General features: G+C 68.4%; 19 protein-coding genes and 1 pseudogene. 10 read left to right on the forward strand and 10 right to left on the reverse strand.

Translation table 11 applies throughout. The features are described 5' to 3' along the window. Positions 1-3 precede the first annotated feature (3 nt). The 6 genes from ABLE93_RS09000 to ABLE93_RS09025 form a co-directional block, all read right to left on the reverse strand. On the reverse strand, positions 4-891 hold the full coding sequence (locus ABLE93_RS09000) for an ABC transporter permease (protein ID WP_348839445.1): 888 nt from the start codon (positions 889-891) through the stop codon (positions 4-6). After that, positions 888-1,901, reverse strand: coding sequence for an ABC transporter permease (locus ABLE93_RS09005; protein WP_348839447.1), 1,014 nt, complete (start codon positions 1,899-1,901; stop codon positions 888-890). Before ABLE93_RS09005 ends, ABLE93_RS09000 begins: the two co-directional genes overlap by 4 nt. 188 nt (positions 1,902-2,089) lie before the next feature. Beyond that, positions 2,090-3,712, reverse strand: coding sequence for an ABC transporter substrate-binding protein (locus tag ABLE93_RS09010; protein WP_348839449.1), 1,623 nt, complete (start codon positions 3,710-3,712; stop codon positions 2,090-2,092). 233 nt (positions 3,713-3,945) lie between these two features. After that, positions 3,946-4,776, reverse strand: coding sequence for a CDP-diacylglycerol--serine O-phosphatidyltransferase (pssA, locus tag ABLE93_RS09015; RefSeq protein WP_348839451.1), 831 nt, complete (start codon positions 4,774-4,776; stop codon positions 3,946-3,948). Continuing rightward, positions 4,776-5,477 carry a phosphatidylserine decarboxylase gene (locus tag ABLE93_RS09020; RefSeq protein ID WP_348839453.1) on the reverse strand — a complete coding sequence of 234 codons (702 nt, stop codon included), beginning with the start codon at positions 5,475-5,477 and terminating at the stop codon, positions 4,776-4,778. Before ABLE93_RS09020 ends, pssA begins: the two co-directional genes overlap by 1 nt. A 215-nt stretch (positions 5,478-5,692) precedes the next feature. Next, the gene (locus ABLE93_RS09025; protein WP_348839455.1) at positions 5,693-6,676 is read right to left on the reverse strand and encodes an AraC family transcriptional regulator; all 984 of its coding nucleotides are present in this window, start codon (positions 6,674-6,676) and stop codon (positions 5,693-5,695) included. A 136-nt stretch (positions 6,677-6,812) separates the two neighbouring features. Between ABLE93_RS09025 and ABLE93_RS09030 the strand changes: the two genes are divergently transcribed. The 4 genes from ABLE93_RS09030 (at position 6,813) to ABLE93_RS09045 (ending at position 11,223) form a co-directional block, all read left to right on the forward strand. Beyond that, entirely contained in the window at positions 6,813-7,580 is a 768-nt protein-coding gene (locus ABLE93_RS09030; RefSeq protein ID WP_348839457.1) for a 3-hydroxyacyl-CoA dehydrogenase, read from the forward strand. Positions 7,581-7,623: 43 nt separating this feature from the next. Continuing rightward, on the forward strand, positions 7,624-8,814 hold the full coding sequence (locus tag ABLE93_RS09035) for an acetyl-CoA C-acyltransferase (RefSeq protein WP_348839459.1): 1,191 nt from the start codon (positions 7,624-7,626) through the stop codon (positions 8,812-8,814). A gap of 124 nt (positions 8,815-8,938) precedes the next feature. After that, positions 8,939-10,066, forward strand: coding sequence for an acyl-CoA dehydrogenase family protein (locus ABLE93_RS09040; RefSeq protein ID WP_348839461.1), 1,128 nt, complete (start codon positions 8,939-8,941; stop codon positions 10,064-10,066). Continuing rightward, a complete protein-coding gene (locus ABLE93_RS09045; RefSeq protein ID WP_348839463.1) occupies positions 10,066-11,223 on the forward strand; it encodes a CaiB/BaiF CoA transferase family protein in 1,158 nt (385 codons plus the stop codon). Before ABLE93_RS09040 ends, ABLE93_RS09045 begins: the two co-directional genes overlap by 1 nt. Before the next feature lie 3 nt (positions 11,224-11,226). On the opposite strand, the gene ABLE93_RS09050 is transcribed toward ABLE93_RS09045, so the two are convergent. From ABLE93_RS09050 to ABLE93_RS09065, 4 genes are read right to left on the reverse strand one after another with little or no spacing between them, the layout of a single operon-like run. Further along, positions 11,227-11,601: an antibiotic biosynthesis monooxygenase family protein gene (locus ABLE93_RS09050; protein WP_348839465.1), complete on the reverse strand. Its 375-nt coding sequence runs from the start codon at positions 11,599-11,601 to the stop codon at positions 11,227-11,229. A 29-nt stretch (positions 11,602-11,630) separates the two neighbouring features. Continuing rightward, a complete protein-coding gene (locus tag ABLE93_RS09055) occupies positions 11,631-11,816 on the reverse strand; it encodes a hypothetical protein (protein ID WP_348839467.1) in 186 nt (61 codons plus the stop codon). Positions 11,817-11,855: 39 nt separating this feature from the next. Beyond that, complete coding sequence (locus ABLE93_RS09060; RefSeq protein ID WP_348839469.1) at positions 11,856-12,248, reverse strand: hypothetical protein; 393 nt, start codon at positions 12,246-12,248, stop codon at positions 11,856-11,858. 8 nt (positions 12,249-12,256) lie between these two features. Next, complete coding sequence (locus tag ABLE93_RS09065; RefSeq protein WP_348839470.1) at positions 12,257-13,054, reverse strand: sterol desaturase family protein; 798 nt, start codon at positions 13,052-13,054, stop codon at positions 12,257-12,259. A 484-nt stretch (positions 13,055-13,538) separates the two neighbouring features. On the opposite strand from ABLE93_RS09065, the pseudogene ABLE93_RS09070 reads away from it, so the two are divergent. The 6 genes and pseudogenes from ABLE93_RS09070 to ABLE93_RS09095 form a co-directional block, all read left to right on the forward strand. Continuing rightward, a pseudogene (locus tag ABLE93_RS09070) lies at positions 13,539-14,108 on the forward strand (ABC transporter substrate-binding protein); the annotation flags it as partial. A 127-nt stretch (positions 14,109-14,235) separates the two neighbouring features. Continuing rightward, positions 14,236-14,676 (forward strand): ABC transporter substrate-binding protein, encoded by a 441-nt coding sequence (locus ABLE93_RS09075; protein WP_348839471.1) that lies wholly within the window; start codon positions 14,236-14,238, stop codon positions 14,674-14,676. 13 nt (positions 14,677-14,689) lie between these two features. Further along, entirely contained in the window at positions 14,690-15,571 is an 882-nt protein-coding gene (locus ABLE93_RS09080; protein WP_348839472.1) for a branched-chain amino acid ABC transporter permease, read from the forward strand. Continuing rightward, positions 15,568-16,599, forward strand: coding sequence for a branched-chain amino acid ABC transporter permease (locus ABLE93_RS09085; RefSeq protein WP_348839473.1), 1,032 nt, complete (start codon positions 15,568-15,570; stop codon positions 16,597-16,599). Before ABLE93_RS09080 ends, ABLE93_RS09085 begins: the two co-directional genes overlap by 4 nt. Positions 16,600-16,602: 3 nt before the next feature. After that, a complete protein-coding gene (locus ABLE93_RS09090; protein WP_348839474.1) occupies positions 16,603-17,424 on the forward strand; it encodes an ABC transporter ATP-binding protein in 822 nt (273 codons plus the stop codon). Next, the gene (locus tag ABLE93_RS09095) at positions 17,418-18,140 is read left to right on the forward strand and encodes an ABC transporter ATP-binding protein (protein WP_348839475.1); all 723 of its coding nucleotides are present in this window, start codon (positions 17,418-17,420) and stop codon (positions 18,138-18,140) included. The genes ABLE93_RS09090 and ABLE93_RS09095 overlap by 7 nt, the downstream gene beginning before the upstream one ends. The last annotated feature ends 2 nt before the right edge of the window (positions 18,141-18,142 follow it).

Below are 18,142 nucleotides of genomic sequence, written 5' to 3' on the forward strand. Positions count from 1 at the left end.
CCATCAGGTGCGGCGCTGGGGATCGACGATGTCGCGCAGACCGTCGCCCAGGAGGTTGAAGCAGAAGACCGCGAACATGAGCGCGAGGCCGGGGAACAGCGCGATCCACCATTCGCCCGAGACGATGTAGGCCGCGCCCTCCGCCACCATGATCCCCCATTCCGGCGTCGGCGGGCGCACGCCGAGGCCGATGAAGGAGAGGCCGGCGGCGTTGAGAATGGCGTAGCCCATGGTCAGCGACATCTGCACCATCATGATGGGCATGATGTTGGGCAGAATGGTCGTGAGCAGAATGCGCCATTCCGAATTGCCGGTGAGCCGCGCCGCCTGGACGTAGCCCGCCTGCCGGCGGATCGCCGCCTCCGACCGCGCGACGCGGACATAGAGCGGGAAGTTGATGATGGCGGTGGCGATGACGATGTTGGTCACCGTGTTGCCCAGCGCCGCCACGATCCCCATGGCCAGCACGAACAGCGGGAAGGCCATGATGGTGTCGGAGATGCGGCCGATGATGCGGTCGGTCCAGCCGCCGAAGAAGCCCGAGGCGATGCCGGCGATGCCGCCCGCCGCGAACACCAGCGCCACCGAGAAGACGGCGATGGCCATGTCGAGCCGCGTCGCCACGATGACGCGGGAGAAAATGTCCCGCCCGAGGTTGTCGGTGCCGAACCAGTGGGCGCCCGAGGGCGGCTGGAGCGCCGCCGCCGTGTCGCTGGCGAGCGGGTCATAGGGCACGATGAACGGCCCGAGGGTGGCGCACACCACCAGCACCAGGAACATGCCGAAGGCGATGCCGGTGACAGGATTGTCGGAGATGACGTAGCGCGCGTGCGCCAGCGTGGCGGCGAGGCCGTGGGGGGCCTTCTGGGGTTCGGCAGTGGCGAGGGTCATGCTTCGCTCCGCGCGCGGGGATCGATGATGCCGTAGGCGACGTCGATCATGAGGTTGAGGGCGACGTAGAGGATCGCCATGGCGAGCACGAAGCCCTGCACCGGCGCGTAATCGGAGGTGATGAGCGCCTCCACCGCATAGGAGCCGATGCCCGGCCAGGCGAACACCTTCTCCACCAACACGTTGGCGCCCAGGAGGAAGGAGAAGACCATGCCCAGCGTCGTCACCACCGGCAGCATGGCATTGCGGAAGGCGTAGGTGATGATGACCGTGTAGTCGGTGAGCCCCGCCGCCCGGGCGGTGCGCACGAATTCGGAGGAGAGCACGGCGAGCATGGAGGCCCGCGTCATCCGCGCGATGGGCGCCAGGGCGAAGATCGCGAGGGTGATGGCGGGTACCGCCAGCTGCGCCAGCGCGGCGCGGAAGGTCTCGAAGTCGCGGGCGATCAGGCTGTCGATGAGATAGAAGCCCGTCACCGTCTCCGGCGCTGAGAAGAAGACGTCGAGCCGCCCCAGCGGCGCTGGCGCCCAGCCGAGCTTGAAGTAGAACACATAGACCAGCAGCAGCCCGGTGAAGAACACCGGCAGCGAGACGCCCGCCGTGGTGATGAGCCGGCAGGCGTGATCCACCCACGAGCCCTGCTTCACCGCCGCCATGATGCCGAACGGCACCGCGATGAGAAGGGCGAGGACGAGACCGGCGAGGGTCAGCTCGGCGGAGGCCGGCAGCCGCGCCGCGATCTCCGCCGCCACCGGCTGGCCGGTGGAGAGGGAGGTGCCGAAATCGCCGGCGGCCAGCGCCGAGACATAGTCCAGGAACTGCGCCGGCAGCGACTTGTCGAGGCCGAGCTTGGCGCGGATCTCGGCGATCGCCTGGGGCGTCGCGGCGGGGCCGGCGAAATAGGCCGCCGTGTCGCCGGGCAGGACGCGGGTGAGCAGGAAGGTCACGATCACCACGCCGATCAGGCTGGGTACCGCGGTGGCGAGACGACTGCCTATGAGCTTCAGCATGGGCTGCGATCCTCTTGTGCGGCGCCGGTGCGCCTGCGGCTGCTGGCCCCGCCGGACGGCGGCGGAGAATTCCTTCCCGTTCCATCGGCAGCGGGAGTGGGGAGCGATGCCGAGCCGGCGCCGAAGCGCCGGCATCCGCCCCCGGCACCACCCCCCACGCCGCTCCCTCCCGAAGGAGGGAGCCGTAATCAGCCCTTCTGGAAGGCGCGATAGTCGAGCCGGCGGTGGAACCAGTATTCGTAGCCGGTGACGTTCTTCTGCATCGCGACGTTGACATAGGGCTGGTAGAGCGGGATGCGCGGCACGTCGGCGAAGGCCAGGTCCACCATGCCCTTCACGTTGGAATCGTAGGCCGCCTTGTCGCCGGTCGCCGCCGCGGCGCGGGCCGCGTCGATGAAGGCATCCATGGCCGCCGACTGGTAGCTCATGGTGTTGAAGACCGAATTGGAGCCGTGATAGCACCAGAAGAAGAAGTATTCCGGATAATCCAGCCAGCCCGAGAACACGTTGGTGTAGAGCGGCAGCACCTTCTTGTTGAGCTCCGTGCGCCAGTTGGCGCCGGGGATCTTGTTGATGGTGGTTTTGATGCCGAGCTGCCCGAGGTTCTCCTGCAGCAGCACGCAGATGGGCTCGTTGACGCCGGCGAAGCCGAGGTCGAAGGAGAGCGTGGTGTCGAGGCCGTTGGCGTATCCCGCCTCGGCGAGCAGTTGCTTGGCCTTGGCGAGGTCGGTGTTGAACTTGGTGGGCTGCGGCCACGCCACCTGCGTCGGCGCATTGGCCGGAGCGCCGAACATGGGCTTGCCGAGGCCGTAGAGCACGGCGTCCATGATCTTCTGGTAGGGGATGGCGTAGGCGATGGCCTCGCGCACCTTCGGATTGTCGAAGGGCGGGTTCTTCACGTTCATTCCGATGTACTGCACGCCGTTGGAGTAAGGCACCGACGTGATGGTGAGCTTGCCGGCCTGCTTCAGCTCCATGAAATCCTTGTTGGGCAGATCGTAGGAGATGTCGGCGTCGCCGCGCTCCAGCAGCGCCCGGCGGTTGCCGGCGGACGGCACCATACGCCAGATCACCCGCTTGATCTTGGGGAGCGGGCCGCCCTTCCAGTCGTCGAAGCGCTCGAAGATGACCTCCGTACCGGGGGTCCATTTGGTGACGCGGTAGGCGCCGGAGCCGGCGGTGTTCTGCTTGGTATATTCGAGGCCCCACGGATCCTTCTCGGTGGCGTTCTTCTGCACCAGGCCCGAATTGATGACGCAGGGCACGATCACCGCGAGGTCGGGAACGGTGAGGCGATCCTTGCGCAGGAAGTCGACCCGCACCGTGTGGTCGTCCACCACCACGAACTGCTCGGGCTTCTCCAGCGATCCGGCCTTCATCTGGAAGGTGGGGAAGCCGCCGACGGAGACGGCGCGGTCGAGCGACCACTTCACGTCCTTCGCGGTGACGGGGCTGCCATCCTGGAAGGTGGCGCTCTTCTTCAGTTTGAAGGTGACGGACATGTCGCCGATGTTCATGTCCTCGGCGAGCTCGCCCTTGAGCTTGTCGCGGTCGTAGTAGCGGACGCCGTCCTTCTCCGTCATCTCATGGGTGATGAGGCGGTCGTAGCAGTTCCAATTGGCCTCGTAGCCCGGCACGTTGGTGCCGACGCCATGAATGTCGAGATTGTTGGGACCGCTCTCGGAAACGATCAGCAGGGTTTCGTTCCGCGCCTGGGCCTGAGCCGAGGAGAACACCGCCGGGGCGGCGACGCCGGCTCCCGATGCGACGGCGGTGGCGGAAGCGGTTTTCATGAATTCGCGGCGGTTCATCGGGCGGCATCCCCAGTGGTGGCGGTCGCCCTTCCCTATTCAAGCCGCGTGCCAATTGCATACAGTTTCTGAAATATTACGTTATATCAACGATATAATCGCAACTCATGGGATGCGGATGACCGTCGAAGAGGGCTATTTTGATTAAAAGATAACCAAATTGACGCACATTGCATGCAATTTGCTGCGCAAGGCAGCGGCAGAGGTTGCCGCTGCATGCGTCAGTCAAGGGTTCAGTCGGCGGAAGCGACCGCTGCGGGATGCTCGGCCCGCCACGCCGCCATCAGGCGCCGATAGCGCAGCGTCGAGATCGGGAGCAGCGCGAGATAGATCGCCGTGCAGACCGACAGGACCACCCACGGATAGCTGGCCAGCAGAGCAAAGAAGATGGCGACCACGACGAACAGGGGCAGCACCATGTCGCGCCGGATGCGCCGCCCCAGCGTCTTGCCCGACCAGGCCGGCACGGTTGAGATCATGAGGAAGCCGATGGCGAGGCAGTAGAGTAGCGCAATGAGCGCACTCACCCGGCCGTGCGGCAGGCCGATCAGCTCCAGATAGACCGGAAGCAGCACGGTGATGGCCCCCGCCGGGGCCGGAACGCCGGTAAAGAAATCGGCGGCGAACGGTGGCTTGTTGGGGTCGTCCAGCATCACGTTGAAGCGGGCGAGGCGCAGGGCCGCGCAGATGGCGTACGCGAGCGCCGCGGTCCAGCCGAAGGCCCCGGCCTCGTTGAGCCCCCAGAAATAAAGCATCAGTGCCGGCACGCAGCCGAAATTGACGAAGTCAGCAAGGCTGTCGAGCTCGGCGCCGAAGCGCGACGTGCCCTTCAGCGCCCGGGCAAGACGCCCGTCCACGCCGTCGAGAATGGCGGCGAAGACGATGGCGGCGAGCGCCAGCTCGATGCGCTCCTCGATGGCCAAGCGCACGGCCGTGAGGCCGGAGCACAGGGCCAGAAGTGTCACCAGATTGGGCAGCAGCACCCGCAGCGGCACCTTGCCGAAGCGGCCGAAGCGCGGCCGCGGGCGGCCCTCCGGATCGAAGGGGGGAAAGGGCGTTTCCATCAGCTCACCCGGAAAGCGGTGTCGCGCGGCTGGGGCTGGGCAAGGTCGCAGATGATGGTCTCACCGGCCACCGTCAGCTGGCCTTCGGCCACCTGGATGCGGGTCCCCACGGGCAGATAGATGTCCACCCGCGAGCCGAAGCGGATCAGGCCGAAGCGCTCGCCCGCGCCGAGGGATTCGCCCTCGCGCACGAAGGAGACGATGCGCCGCGCGATCAGCCCGGCGATCTGCACGCAGCCGATCCGGCAATAGGGCGTGGAGAAGATCAGGCCGTTGCGCTCGTTGTCCTCGCTCGCCTTGTCGAGATCGGCATTGAGGAACAGGCCCGGCTTGTAGGCGAGGCGCTCGATGCGGCCCGTCACCGGCGCGCGGTTCACGTGCACGTTGAACACGTTCATGAAAATGGAGATGCGCAGCAGCGGCTCGTCGGACAGGTCCAGCTCCCGCGGCGGCCGCGCGAGGCCAACCTGCGAGATGCGTCCGTCGGCCGGGGCCACCACCAGCCCCTCGCGCACCGGCGTCACGCGCGGCGGATCGCGGAAGAACAGCGCCGTCCAGATGGCGAGGCCCACCGCCAGCATCCCCAGGAAGGTGGAGAACAGCAGCAGCCCCAGCGCGATCACCACCGCTGCGGCGATGAACGGATAGCCTTCGCGATGAATAGGAACAAGCGACTTGCGGATGGTGGTGACGAGCGACAAAAGCGGCCTCCTGAGCGCGCCACGGCGCCGTATCGGCCAGACGTAGTGAGCGGGCGCGCCGTCGTCAAATGCCCCGGCACCCGCGTGGTTCCTCGGGAGCGTCAGCTGAAGCGCGCCAATGTCCCTGCCGGCGGAGGGCGGATCCCGTCATGTTGGTGGGCGATCGCACTGTACCGCGCAGCCAAGGGGATCGGCGGCCCACCCCTCCCGACCTGTCAGCCTGCCGCCCGGAAGGCCCCCGGGGTGAGCTGCGTCCATTTGCGGAAGGCGCGATGGAAGGCGCTGGGCTCGGAAAAGCCGAGCTCGGCGGCGATCTCGCCCACCGGCCGGGCGGTGGCGGTGAGCAGTTCCTCCGCCCGCATGCGGCGCAGCTCGTCCTTGATGTCGCGATAGGCCGCCCCCTCCTCCGCCAGCCGCCGGCGCAGGGAGGAGACCGGCAGACGCATCTGCCGCGCCAGCTCGTCGAAGGAGGGCCAGGCAGATGCCGGCAGCTCCCGCAGCCGGCCGCGGATGCGTGCGGCAAGGCCCGCGTCGTGGCGATAGCGCACCAGGATGTTGGCCGGCGCGCCGCGCAGGAAGTCGCGCAGCGCCCGCTCGGAGCGGTGCACCGGCAGCTTCAGGAAGGCCGCATCGAAGGCGAGGCGGCTCTGCGGCGCCCCGAAACGCACCGGCGCCCCGAAGAACAGGCGGTAGTCGGCCCCGTGCTCCGGCGGCCCGCAGCGGAAGTCCACCTGTCGCAGAGGGATCCGCCGCCCCGCCAGCCAGCAGGCAATGCCGTGCACGATGATCCAGTAGGTGCGATAGGCGAAGGCCGAGCGCGCGGCGCCCCGGTCGCTCAGCACCACCGCAGCGAGCCCGTCGGCCACCACCAGATCGCCGGCGGGGTCCTCCAGCACCACCCGCAGGAAGCGCAGCGCGCGGCGCAGCGCCTGCTCCAGCGTCTGAGCCCCCATCAAGGCGTGGCACAGCAGGGTGAAGCTGCCGCAACGCATGGGCCGGGCGGCGAGCCCGAAGAATTCGTCGTCCAGCGCCTCGGCCGCGGCGGTCCATAGCGCGCCATACTGCTCCGCCGAGACGAAGCCACCCACCGGCGCGGCCAATCCGGCCCGCCCCAGCACGCCGGCGGGATCCACCCCGCGGGCGGCAAGGCACTCCAGGGCGTCGTCCACGAAGCAGGCGGAGATCATGCGCCGTTCCACGGGTCGCGCCCTCCTATGGCAAAACCGCTCAGGAATTTAGATCGCTTCCGTCATCGAATGCCACTCGGCATTTCTGCTATCGAAGCGCAACGACCAGCCGCCCAAGCGGCGGCGCATGTCTCTCGGGAGGGGCACCATGAACATCGAAGGGCGCGTCTTTCTCGTCACCGGCGCGGGCTCCGGGCTCGGCGCCGCCGTGGCGCGGATGCTGGTGGAGGCCGGCGGGCGCGTGGTGATCGTCGACATCAATGCCGATGCCGGCGCCAGCGTCACGGCGGATCTCGGCGAGGCCGCCCGCTTCCAGCGCGCCGACGTGAGCAGCGAAGAGGACGGCAAGGCCGCCGTGCAGCTCGCCCTCGACAGCTTCGGCCATGTTCACGGTCTCGTGAACTGCGCCGGCGTCGCCCCCGGCGAGAAGGTGGTCGGCCGCGACGGGCCCCACCGCCTCGACAGCTTCGTGCGCGGCATCACCATCAATCTCATCGGCACCTTCAACATGCTGCGGCTGGCCGCCGACGCCATGGTCAAGGAGGAGCCGGACGCCGGTGGCGAGCGCGGCGTCATCATCAACACCGCCTCCATCGCCGCCTTCGACGGGCAGATCGGCCAGGCAGCCTATGCCGCCTCCAAGGGCGGCGTCGCGGCACTCACCCTGCCGGTGGCGCGCGAGCTCGCCCGCTCCGGCATCCGCGTCGTCACCATCGCCCCCGGCATCTTCGAGACGCCCATGCTCGCGGGCCTGCCGCAGGACGTGCAGGACAGCCTCGGCAAGAGCGTGCCCTTCCCGCCGCGCCTCGGCCGCCCGGCGGAATACGCCGCTCTGGTGCGCCACATCTGCGAGAACTCCATGCTGAACGGCGAGGTCATCCGCCTCGACGGCGCCCTGCGCATGGCGCCGCGCTGAGGCGTTTGCCCACCGCTTCCTCCTCTCACCGGAGATACGAGCCATGACTGCTTCGGACCCCATCGTCATCGTCGGCTCCGCCCGCACGCCCATGGGTGGCTTCCAGGGCGACCTGAAGGACGTCGCCGCCCCGGCGCTGGGCGCCGCCGCCATCGCGGCCGCCCTCTCCCGCGCCGGCCTCGCGCCGGATCAGGTGGAGGAGGTGGTGTTCGGCTGCGTGCTGCCGGCCGGCCTCGGCCAGGCCCCAGCGCGGCAGGCCGCGCTGGGCGCGGGACTGCCGCTCTCCACCGGCGCCACCACCGTCAACAAGATGTGCGGCTCCGGCATGAAGGCCGCCATGTTCGCCCACGACCTGCTCGCCGCCGGCTCGGCCTCCATCGCCGTGGCGGGCGGCATGGAGAGCATGACCAACGCGCCCTATCTGCTCGACCGCGCCCGCGGCGGCTATCGCATGGGCCACGGCAAGGTCATCGACCACATGTTCTTCGACGGGCTGGAGGACGCCTACGACAAGGGCCGCCTCATGGGCACCTTCGCCGAGGAATGCGCCGAGGCCTACCAGTTCACCCGCGAGGCGCAGGACGCCTTTGCCATCGCCTCCCTCACCAAGGCGCAGAAGGCCATGGCGGGCGGCGCCTTCGACGCCGAGATCACCCCGGTCACGGTGAAGGCTGGCAAGGCCGAGCGGGTGGCGGCGGCGGACGAGCAGCCGCCCAAGGCGAAGCTGGACAAGATCCCCACCCTCAAGCCCGCCTTCCGCGACGGCGGCACGGTGACGGCGGCCAATTCCTCCTCCATCTCGGACGGTGCGGCGGCGCTGGTGCTGATGCGCCGCTCGGAGGCGGAAAAGCGCGGCCTCACCCCGCTGGCCGTCATCGTCGGACATTCCACCCACGCCCAGGCGCCGAACCTCTTCACCACCGCCCCCATCGGCGCCGTGCAGAAGCTCGCCGACAAGACCGGCTGGGACCTCAAGGGCGTGGACCTCTTCGAGATCAACGAGGCCTTCGCCGTGGTGCCCATGGCTGCCATGCGCGACCTCGGCCTGCCGGAGGACAAGGTCAACGTCCACGGCGGCGCCTGCGCGCTGGGCCATCCCATCGGCGCGTCCGGCGCCCGCGTGATGGTGACTCTGCTGGCGGCGCTGGAGCGCTACGGCATGAAGCGCGGCATCGCCTCCCTGTGCATCGGCGGCGGCGAGGCGACGGCGGTGGCCATCGAGCGGCTGAGCTGAGGGGCGGGAGAGCCGCGTTCGACGCCTCTGCGCTGGACCCCGGCTCTCCTTCCGCCGACGCTGCAGTCGGCCAGGGTACAAGGCGGCTATTGCCGCCAAACGACAACAATCCGGAGGGAAGCCCATGATCCTCACCGAGACCCAGGCCGAAATCCGCGAGGCGGTGCGCGCCTTCGCGCAGGAGCGCCTCGCCCCCGGTGCCGCGGCGCGCGATCGCGAGCATCGCTTTCCCGGGCCGGAGTTAAAGGAGCTGGGCGCGCTGGGCTTCCTCGGCATGCTGGTGCCCGAGGCCTACGGCGGCTCGGCCACCGATCTCGTCTCCTACGCCCTCGCGCTGGAGGAGATCGCGGCGGCGGACGGGGCCTGCTCCACCATTGTCAGCGTGCATTCCTCGGTGGGCTGCATGCCCATCGTGAAGTTCGGCAGCGAGGAGCAGAAGCAGCGCTTCCTGCCGAAGCTCGCCGCCGGCGAATGGATCGGCGGCTTCGCTCTGACCGAGCCGCAGGCAGGCTCCGACGCCTCGAACCTGAAGACCCGTGCCCGGCGCGACGGCGACGGCTACATCCTCACCGGCGCCAAGCAGTTCATTACCTCGGGCAAGAACGGCGATCTCATCATCGTCTTCGCGGTGACCGACCCGGACGCCGGCAAGAAGGGCATCTCCGCCTTCATCGTGCCCACCGACACCCCCGGCTACCAGGTGGTGCGGGTGGAGGAGAAGCTCGGCCAGCATTCTTCCGACACCTGCCAGCTCGCCTTCAACGACATGCGCCTCCCCGCCGATCTCCGCCTCGGCGCCGAGGGCGAGGGGCTGAAGATCGCCCTCGCCAATCTGGAGGGCGGGCGCATCGGCATCGCCTCGCAATGCGTGGGCATGGCGCGCGCGGCGTTCGAGGCGGCGCGCGGCTATGCGAAGGAGCGCGTCACCTTCGGCAAGCCCATCATGGAGCATCAGGCGGTGGCCTTCCGCCTTGCCGACATGGCGACCAGGATCGAGGCCGCCCGCCAGATGGTGCTGCATGCCGCATCGCTGCGCGAAGCCGGCCTGCCCTGCCTCGCCGAGGCATCCATGGCGAAGCTCTTCGCCTCCGAAATGGCCGAGCAGGTGTGCTCCGCCGCCATCCAGACCCACGGCGGCTACGGCTATCTGGCCGACTTCCCGGTGGAGCGCATCTATCGCGACGTCCGGGTGTGCCAGATCTACGAGGGCACCAGCGACGTGCAGCGCATCGTCATCGCCCGCGGCCTGTGATGACAGACGCCCCTACCCCACCCCGCGGTCCCCTCTCCGGCATCCGCGTGGTGGACCTCTCCCGCCTCGCCCCCGGCCCCTATTGCACGATGCTGCTGGCCGATCTCGGGGCGGAGGTGATCGTGGTGGGCGGCGGACGGGCGGGCGTCGCCATTCCCGAATTCTCCCGCGGCAAGACCCATATCGGCCTTGATCTCAAGGCCCCTGCCGGCCGCGCCGCGCTGCATGCGCTGGTGAAGACCGCCGACGTGCTGGTGGAAGGCTTCCGCCCCGGCGTGGCGGACCGCATCGGCGCGGGCTACGCGGAGCTATCCGCCCTCAACCCGCGCCTCGTCTATTGCGCCCTCACCGGCTTCGGCCAGGACGGGCCGCGGGCGAAGGAGGCGGGACACGACATCACCTATCTCGCCCTCTCCGGCGTGCTCGGCGCCATGGGGCCGAAGGACGGACCGCCCGAGGCGCCCTTGAACCTCGTCGCCGACTTCGCCGGCGGCAGCCTGATGGCGGCCATCGGCATCCTCGCGGCGGTGATCGAGGCGAAAGGCAGCGGCAAGGGCCAGTTCATCGACGCCGCCATGATGGACGGGTCCCTGTCGCTGATGGCCATGCACTGGCCGTTGTGGCGGACGCCCCACTGGCCGGCGCGAGGCGACGGGCTGCTGGGCGGCGGGGCGCCCTTCTACCGGTCCTATGCCTGCGCCGACGGACGCTTCGTCGCGGTGGGCGCATTGGAGCGGGGGTTCTTCGAGTCGCTGTGGCGGACCCTGGGCCTCGGCGACCCGCCGGACCACATGCGGCGGGACCTGTGGCCGTCCATCGCGCGGACCCTGGCGGAGACCTTCGCCGGCGCGCCCCGCGACCACTGGACGGCGCTGTTCGCCGGCACCGACGCCTGCGTCGCCCCGGTGCTGGCACCCGACGAGGTGTGGTCCGATCCCCATGTGAAGGCGCGCCATCCCGAGGCGGGCGCCCATGCGGTGCCGGCCGTGCCGCGCCTCTCGCGCACGCCGGCGGTGGCCCATGCGCTCGATCTCGGCGACCGCACCGGCGAGGTGCTGCGCGCCATCGGCCTGTCGGAAGGGGAGATCGCAGCGGCGGCCGTGCCGGCTGAAGCGGGCGGGCGCTCGGGCCTCGACTGGCCGCCCGAGCTGCGCTGAGGTTCAGAAGGCGGGATCGGCCGCCGCCGCCCTGGGGCGGTGGGTGGCGCGGCTGTCGTCGGGCGCTTCCTCGCGCTCGAACATGCCATAGTCGCGCACCACGGCGGCGACCCGCAGGCGATAGTCGCGGAAGACGCCGGCGCGTCCCGCAGCCTGGGTCTTGCGGTGGGACGAGAGGTTGCGCCAGGCCTTCACCGCCTCCTCGTCCCGCCAGATGGAGAGGGAGAGCATCTTGCCGGGATTGGTGAGGCTCTCGAACCGCTCCACCGAGATGAAGCCGTCCATCTTCTCCAGCTCCGTGCGCAGGCGGGCGGCGAGGTCGAGATAGGTGTCGCGCTGGCCCTCCGCCGGCCAGACCTCGAAGATGACCGCGATCATGGGTTTTGCCTCCTCAGGACACGGCGATCCTACACCTTGTCGCCGGGCCGGCGCTGCACCTCGGGGAAGACCCACATGGCGACCACCATGAAGACGCCCAGGAAGGCGACGGCATATTTCGGCCCCTCCTGCCCCAGCATGGCCTGGAAGGCATAGCCCGCCGCCGCGACGACGAGGACGAGGAGGGAGAGCATGATCTTGATGCGATTGGGCATGGCGTTTCCTTTCCTGCGGCTCGGGCCGGTCCAGGCGGTTCAGACGAAGGCGCCGCCGCCGGTGGCGGCGACCCACATGGCGAGGGCCGCGCCCTGGAGCGCCACCAGGGCGGCAAGCCCCCGGCGGCCGTCACGGAAGCTCTCGGGCAGCAGCTCGAACGGCGCGGGGGCGAACAGCAGCACGAGGCCGCCCACCACGATCAGCGAAGTCAGGCGCAGCTCGGCATAGCCATAGGCCAGCGTCGCGGCGGCAAGGGCCAGCCACAGCAGGCAGTTGACCGCCACCAGCGCCACCCCGCCGGCGCGGCGCGCGCCCCGCGGCCGCCGGCTCGCCGGAAACATGCCGAGGAGCACGATGAAGCCGAGGCTGACCGCCGTCCACAACGCCGCGAAGATGGCGAGGGCCGACACGTTGGGCTCGATGGATCCCATGGCGGCGCTCACTCCGCCGCCACGATGCGCTGTTTGGCCTCGGCCTTGCCCTTGGGCGTGCGGGCGGTGCGGCGCATGTCGGTCTTCACGAAGCGGGTGTCGTAGCCGTTGAAGAGATGGCCGATGAGCCCGCGGTTGAGGTCCGAGGTGCCGAACGCCCAGTCCATGATGGGGAAGGTGAGGTTCATGTTGCGCTCCATCATGAGCGACTGGTTGTGGTGCGCGGTGTGGTGGCGCCGGTTGGTGTTGATGAAGGGCATGGACCGCACGAACCAGTTCTCGTCGATGTGCGTCGTGAAGTGCATGAATTCGTAGAGCAGATAGACCGAGGTGGTGGTGGTGATGAACAGCCAGCCCACGTTCGGCGAGATGAGCCAGCCGAGCACGACGGCGCCCGGGATGGACATGAGCGTGAACGTCACCAGCGCATAGGGCGGGAAGAAGGTGACGCGCCAGTCCTGATGGCCGGCAAAGCGCATCTCCTCTTCAGTGAAGAACTGGTGGTGCATGAGCGTGTGGCGGTTATAGACCGCGCGGAACAGCGGGATGCTGGACGGCCGGTGCATCACGTAGCGGTGCAGCCACCATTCGAAGAAATTGCAGAACAGGAAGACCACCGGGACGGTGAGCCACTCCCACCAGCGGATGTCGCGCATGTTGGCGATGTAGACGTACAGCGCCGTGAAGCCGATGGTGTAGATGATGAGGATGTGAAGCCAGCCGTTGTACCACCCGGTCACGCGCTCCCGATAGGTAGCGCGATACTTGCGCTGACGATCGGTCATGGGGCTCGACGTGAGTTCCATCGCTCTCTCCCTGTGCGCGCCCTGCCGCGCGCCGTTCCGTATCTCGACCCTGCCGGCGGGCCGGCGCCCCGCGCACCCCTGCGGGAGCATGACGAGGCCGTCCCCGAAACTAATATGTCAGTCACACATCATGCGCAAGAGCCGCCCGGGGTGGCCTCCGCGGCGGTCGCCGGGCGCATAAAGCCTCGCAACATCACCTCCAAGCCATTGGTCAGGCGCATGAATGCGAAGGCGCAGCCTAAATCTGATCCAGATCAAAAAAGGCGCTTGCAGACATTCTTTTGGCATATCTATGATATGTCAGTTCACGAAGTCGGGCAAAAGACCCGCTCGAGGGAGGACGCCAATGAACATTTCTCGCCGCACCGTGGTGCGGAGCATCGGTGCTGCGGGTCTTGCGGCAGCTGTTCCGGGCATCTTTTCACCGGCCATCGCCCAGTCGAAGCCGGTGCGCGTGGGCATCCTCGCCCCGCGCTCCGGCGCCATGGGCACGGTGGGCGAATGCGGCATCCGCGCCGTGCAGTGGGCGGCCGAGCGCATCAACAAGGACGGTGGCATCGCCGGGCGCCCGCTGGAGCTGGTGTTCGAGGAGGAGACCTCGCCCAAGGACACCATCGAGCGCTTCCGCCGCCTCGCCCTCCAGGAGAAGGTGGACTGCGTGCAGGGCCTCATCTCCACCGGCGTCTCCCTCGGCGTCGCCCCGGTGGCGGAGGAGGAGCAGGCCCTCCTCATCATGTGGGACGGCACCACCCAGGACGGCGTGAAGGAGGCGATAGGCAAGTCGCGCTACGTCTTCCGCTCCACCGACAATGAATGCGAGGCGGTGATGGCCTCGCTGCTCGCCATCAAATACTTCAAGGGCAAGATCAAGCGCATCGCCGGCATCAATCCGGACTATTCCTACGGCCGCAACAATTGGGAAGCCTTCCAGCAGATCCTGAAGCGCGCCGGCGTCGAGGTGGAGGTGGTGGCCGAGCAATGGCCGAAGGTCGGCACCATGGACCTTACCTCCCATGTCGCCGCGCTGAAGGCGGCAAAGCCGGACTTCATCTTCTCGTCCATGCTGTTCGCCGATCTGCCGGTGTTCATGAAGCAGGGCTCGGCCGCCGGGCCTGTTCGAGGGCGTGAACCTCGCGCTGCCCGCGGCCGGCTGGCAGATCAACCAGCTGAAGAAGGACTTCATGCCCGAGAACATCGTGTTCGGGCACAACACGCTCTACTTCGCCTTGCCCAATGCCTCGGCGCTGCAGAAGGCCTTCGTCCAGGACTATATGGACCGCTACAAGGAGGCGCCGCACTGGGAGGCGGACCGCGCCTATTTCGCGCTGGCGGCCTACAAGGCGGGCGTGGAAGCCGCGTCGAAGGCCACGGGCCGCTGGCCGAAGCTCGACGAGATCATCGATTCGATCCCGAAGCAGAAGGTGGAGAGCCTCGGCGGGCCGGGCCAGTTCCGCACCGACAAGATCGCCGAGCAGACCTTCTATCAGGGCCTTTCGACCAACGTTAACAAGTACGACTTCCCCACCCTCAAGACCGTGGACAGCTACACGGCGGACCAGCTCCAAAAGCCTGCCGGCATGGATTTCTGGGAGTGGCTCAAGACCTCCAAGCTCCCGGTCTGAGGAGGCGCAGAGCGTGACCACCTTCCTCGACGTGCTTCTTGGCGGCGTGTTTCACGCCGCCATTCTCTTCCTCGTCGCCGCCGGGCTCCAGCTGGTGTTCGGCGTGCAGAAGATCGTCAACCTGGCCTGCGGCTCCTTCTATGCGCTGGGGGCCTATTTCGGCATCACCGCCGTCGGCCTCGCCAGCGCCGCAGGCCTGCCGGCCTGGACGGTGCTGCCGGTGCTGATCCTCGCCGGGCTGCTGGTCGGCCTCGTCGGCCTGCCGGTGGAGCGCATCCTGCGCACGGTCTACCGGCGCGACGAGAGCTACCAATTGCTGCTCACCTTCGGCCTGCTGCTGATGTTTCAGGACGTGTTCCGCTTCTTCTGGGGCGCCACGCCCCGTACGCTGGACAACGCCTATCTTGCCTACGGCACGGCGGAATTCCTCGGGCTGCGCGTGCCCACCTACAACCTTCTCGTCATCGCCGCGTCCATCGCCATCGCGGTGGCGCTGGGCGCCTTCCTGCAGAAGACGCGTACCGGGCGCATCATCCGCGCCACCGCCGAGAACCGCGACATGACCGAGGGCCTCGGGGTGAACTCCTCCCGCGTCTTCGCGGCGGTGTTCACCGTGGGCTGCATGCTCGGCACGGTCGGCGGCGCGCTGGTGGTGCCGGCCTCCGCCTCTTCCCTCGACATGGCGGTGGAGCTGGTGGTGGAGGCGTTCGCCGTGGTGGTCATAGGCGGCCTCGGCTCCATGCGCGGGGCGCTCGCCGGCGCGCTGATCGTCGGGCTCATCCGCGCCGCGGCCATCATGGTGCTGCCCGAGGCGGAAATTCTCTCCATCTATCTGGTCGTCATCGCGGTGCTCATCCTGCGTCCGGCCGGGCTGTTCGGAAAGGCAATGGCATGAGCACCCCCACCCTCGGCACGCCCACCGCCGCCCGCGCGGCGCCGGCCGCCGCACCCGCGGGCGGCGTGCGATGGCCCACCGGCCTTGCCGCCTTCCTCGTCATCGTGGTGGCCATGGCGGTGCTGCCCTTCGTCGCCTCCACCTACATGCTCACCTTGATGGTGCCCTTCTTCGGCTTCGCCATCGCCCTGCTCGGCTTCAACCTGCTGTTCGGCTACACTGGCCTGCTCTCCTTCGGCCATGCCATGTTCCTCGGCATCGGCGCCTATGCGGCGGCGGTCATGACCTCCAAGATGGGGGTGCGCTCCATCGAGCTCATCCTGCTGGCGGCGGTGGCGGCGGCGGTGGTGGTCGCGGTGCCGGTGGGATTTTTGTGCGTGCGCTACACGCGCATCTTCTTCGGCATGCTGACGCTGGCCTTCGGCATGCTGTTCCACTCCATCCTGTTCAAGTTCTACGGCCTCACCGGCGGCGACCAAGGCATGCGCGTGCTGCGCCCGCTGCTGTTCGGCATGGAGTTCGAGGGCGGCAAGACCGCCTTCATCGTTGGGCCGTTCTATTATTACGCCTTGGGCCTGCTCACCCTGCTCGGCTTCGCCATGTGGCGGATCGTGCGCTCGCCCTTCGGGCTGCACCTCACCGCCATCCGCGAGAATGCGCAGAAGGCGGCCTATCTCGGCGTCACCGTGCCGCGCATGCGCCTTGTGGCCTATGTGATCTCCGGCGTCTACGGGGCGATCGGCGGGGTCATCCTCGCCGTCACCATCGGCCTGGCGGACCCCGAGATCGTCTATTGGACGCAGTCCGGCAACCTCGTCTTCATGGCGGTGCTGGGCGGCTCGGGCGCCTTCGCCGGGCCGGTGGTGGGCGGGCTCGCCTTCGTGCTGCTGCAGGACACGGTGATGAGCGCCACCCAATACTGGCGCTTCGTCATGGGCGCGGTGCTGGTGCTCATCGTCATCTTCTTCCCGCGCGGCATCGCCGGCCTGTTCGGCGACGGCCTCGCCCGTCTCACGCGCAGGAGCTGAGCCATGGCATCGCACGCCCTCCTCGCCGCCCACCAGGTGTCGAAAAGCTACGGCGATTTCCACGCGCTACGGAACGTGTCTGTGCATGTGGCGGACGGGGAGTTCATCTCCATCGTCGGCCCCAACGGCGCCGGCAAGTCGACGCTGGTGAACGTGCTCACCGGCCTGCTGAAACCGACCACGGGGCACGTGCATTTCCGTGGCCAGGATATCGCCGGCATCGGCCCTGTGGAGCTGTCGCGCCGGGGCATGGCGCGCGGCTTCCAGCTGGTGAACATCTTCCCCGCGCTCACCGTGCGCGAGACGCTGGGGGTTGCCGCCGCCTCGCGCCTGAAGCGGATCGGCAACCTGTTCCGCAGCCTCGGAGCGGACCGCGACGTCCGCGACGCGGTCGAGGAGGTGGCGGACATCTTCAACCTGCGCCATCGCCTCGATCAGCAGGCCTCCGCCCTCTCCCAGGGCGAGAAGAAGCTCCTGGACGTGGCGAGCGCCTTCGCCCTGAAGCCCGAGCTCATCCTCATCGACGAGCCGACCTCCGGCGTCTCCACCGGCGACAAGCACGCCATCATGGAACTGCTGGTGGCGGCGGCGCGCAGGGCCGGCGTGCGCGGCATCATCCAGGTGGAGCACGACATGGACCTCGTGGCCCGCTATTCCGACCGCATCGTCGCGCTCCAGGCCGGCAGCGTGCTGGCGGACGAAAAGCCGGAGACCTTCTTCAAGGACCCCGCCCTCATCGCCGCCGTGGTGGGCACACGCCCGCCGAAGATGGCGCCCAAGGCGATCCCGCCTTCCGCGCCCGTGCAGGAGGCACGCCCATGCTGAGCATCTCCGGCCTCAAGGTGGACATTGCCGGCAGCCGCATCCTCAACGGCATCGACCTTGCGGTGGAGCCGGGCGAGCTGGTCTGCCTCATCGGCCGCAACGGCGCGGGCAAGACCACCACGTTTCGCTCGATCATGGGCTATCGCAAGCCGGCGGCGGGCTCCATCCGCTTCGAGGGCAAGGAGCTGGTGGGCCGCCCGACCCACGAGATCGCCCAGGCCGGCGTCGGCTTCTCGCCGGAGGAATCGGAGGTCTATGCCGACCTCTCGGTGGCGGAGAACATCGCCCTGCCCACCTGGACGCGCCGCGCGAAGCTCTCGGAGGCGGAGCGGGTGGAGCGCTCCCTCACTGTCTTCCCCAAGCTCAGGCAATATCTCCACCGCGGCGGCGCGCAGCTGTCCGGCGGCGAGCGCAAGATGGTGTCGGTGGCGCGCGCGCTGGCGCTGGACCCCAGCCTGCTCTTGCTGGACGAGCCGTTCGAGGGCCTCTCCCCCGCCATCATCCCCATCATATCGGAGGGCATCGCCTCCATCCGCGCCATGGGGCAGGCGGTGCTGATGGCGGAATCCAACGTCCACCACGTGCCGGACTATGTGGACCGCCTCTACGTGCTGGAGCGCGGCGAGATGATCTTCTCCGGCACGCTGGAGGAGGCGCGCCGCGACAGAGCGGTGATGCGCGTCATCGCCGGCGAGGTGGAGCTGGAGCACGCCTGACA

It is taken from the genome of Xanthobacter pollutisoli, assembly GCF_040044995.1.
Lineage (GTDB): Bacteria > Pseudomonadota > Alphaproteobacteria > Rhizobiales > Xanthobacteraceae > Xanthobacter.

What these genes read in the sequence shown, in the direction of transcription:
- ABLE93_RS09000 (WP_348839445.1), bottom strand. Translation starts at nt 891, where the DNA reads ATGACCCTCGCCACTGCCGAACCCCAGAAGGCCCCCCACGGCCTCGCC.
- ABLE93_RS09005 (WP_348839447.1), bottom strand. Translation starts at nt 1,901, where the DNA reads ATGCTGAAGCTCATAGGCAGTCGTCTCGCCACCGCGGTACCCAGCCTG.
- ABLE93_RS09010 (WP_348839449.1), bottom strand. Translation starts at nt 3,712, where the DNA reads ATGAACCGCCGCGAATTCATGAAAACCGCTTCCGCCACCGCCGTCGCA.
- pssA (WP_348839451.1), bottom strand. Translation starts at nt 4,776, where the DNA reads ATGGAAACGCCCTTTCCCCCCTTCGATCCGGAGGGCCGCCCGCGGCCG.
- ABLE93_RS09030 (WP_348839457.1), top strand. Translation starts at nt 6,813, where the DNA reads ATGAACATCGAAGGGCGCGTCTTTCTCGTCACCGGCGCGGGCTCCGGG.
- ABLE93_RS09035 (WP_348839459.1), top strand. Translation starts at nt 7,624, where the DNA reads ATGACTGCTTCGGACCCCATCGTCATCGTCGGCTCCGCCCGCACGCCC.
- ABLE93_RS09040 (WP_348839461.1), top strand. Translation starts at nt 8,939, where the DNA reads ATGATCCTCACCGAGACCCAGGCCGAAATCCGCGAGGCGGTGCGCGCC.
- ABLE93_RS09045 (WP_348839463.1), top strand. Translation starts at nt 10,066, where the DNA reads ATGACAGACGCCCCTACCCCACCCCGCGGTCCCCTCTCCGGCATCCGC.
- ABLE93_RS09050 (WP_348839465.1), bottom strand. Translation starts at nt 11,601, where the DNA reads ATGATCGCGGTCATCTTCGAGGTCTGGCCGGCGGAGGGCCAGCGCGAC.
- ABLE93_RS09055 (WP_348839467.1), bottom strand. Translation starts at nt 11,816, where the DNA reads ATGCCCAATCGCATCAAGATCATGCTCTCCCTCCTCGTCCTCGTCGTC.
- ABLE93_RS09060 (WP_348839469.1), bottom strand. Translation starts at nt 12,248, where the DNA reads ATGGGATCCATCGAGCCCAACGTGTCGGCCCTCGCCATCTTCGCGGCG.
- ABLE93_RS09065 (WP_348839470.1), bottom strand. Translation starts at nt 13,054, where the DNA reads ATGGAACTCACGTCGAGCCCCATGACCGATCGTCAGCGCAAGTATCGC.
- ABLE93_RS09075 (WP_348839471.1), top strand. Translation starts at nt 14,236, where the DNA reads ATGCCCGAGAACATCGTGTTCGGGCACAACACGCTCTACTTCGCCTTG.
- ABLE93_RS09085 (WP_348839473.1), top strand. Translation starts at nt 15,568, where the DNA reads ATGAGCACCCCCACCCTCGGCACGCCCACCGCCGCCCGCGCGGCGCCG.
- ABLE93_RS09090 (WP_348839474.1), top strand. Translation starts at nt 16,603, where the DNA reads ATGGCATCGCACGCCCTCCTCGCCGCCCACCAGGTGTCGAAAAGCTAC.
- ABLE93_RS09095 (WP_348839475.1), top strand. Translation starts at nt 17,418, where the DNA reads ATGCTGAGCATCTCCGGCCTCAAGGTGGACATTGCCGGCAGCCGCATC.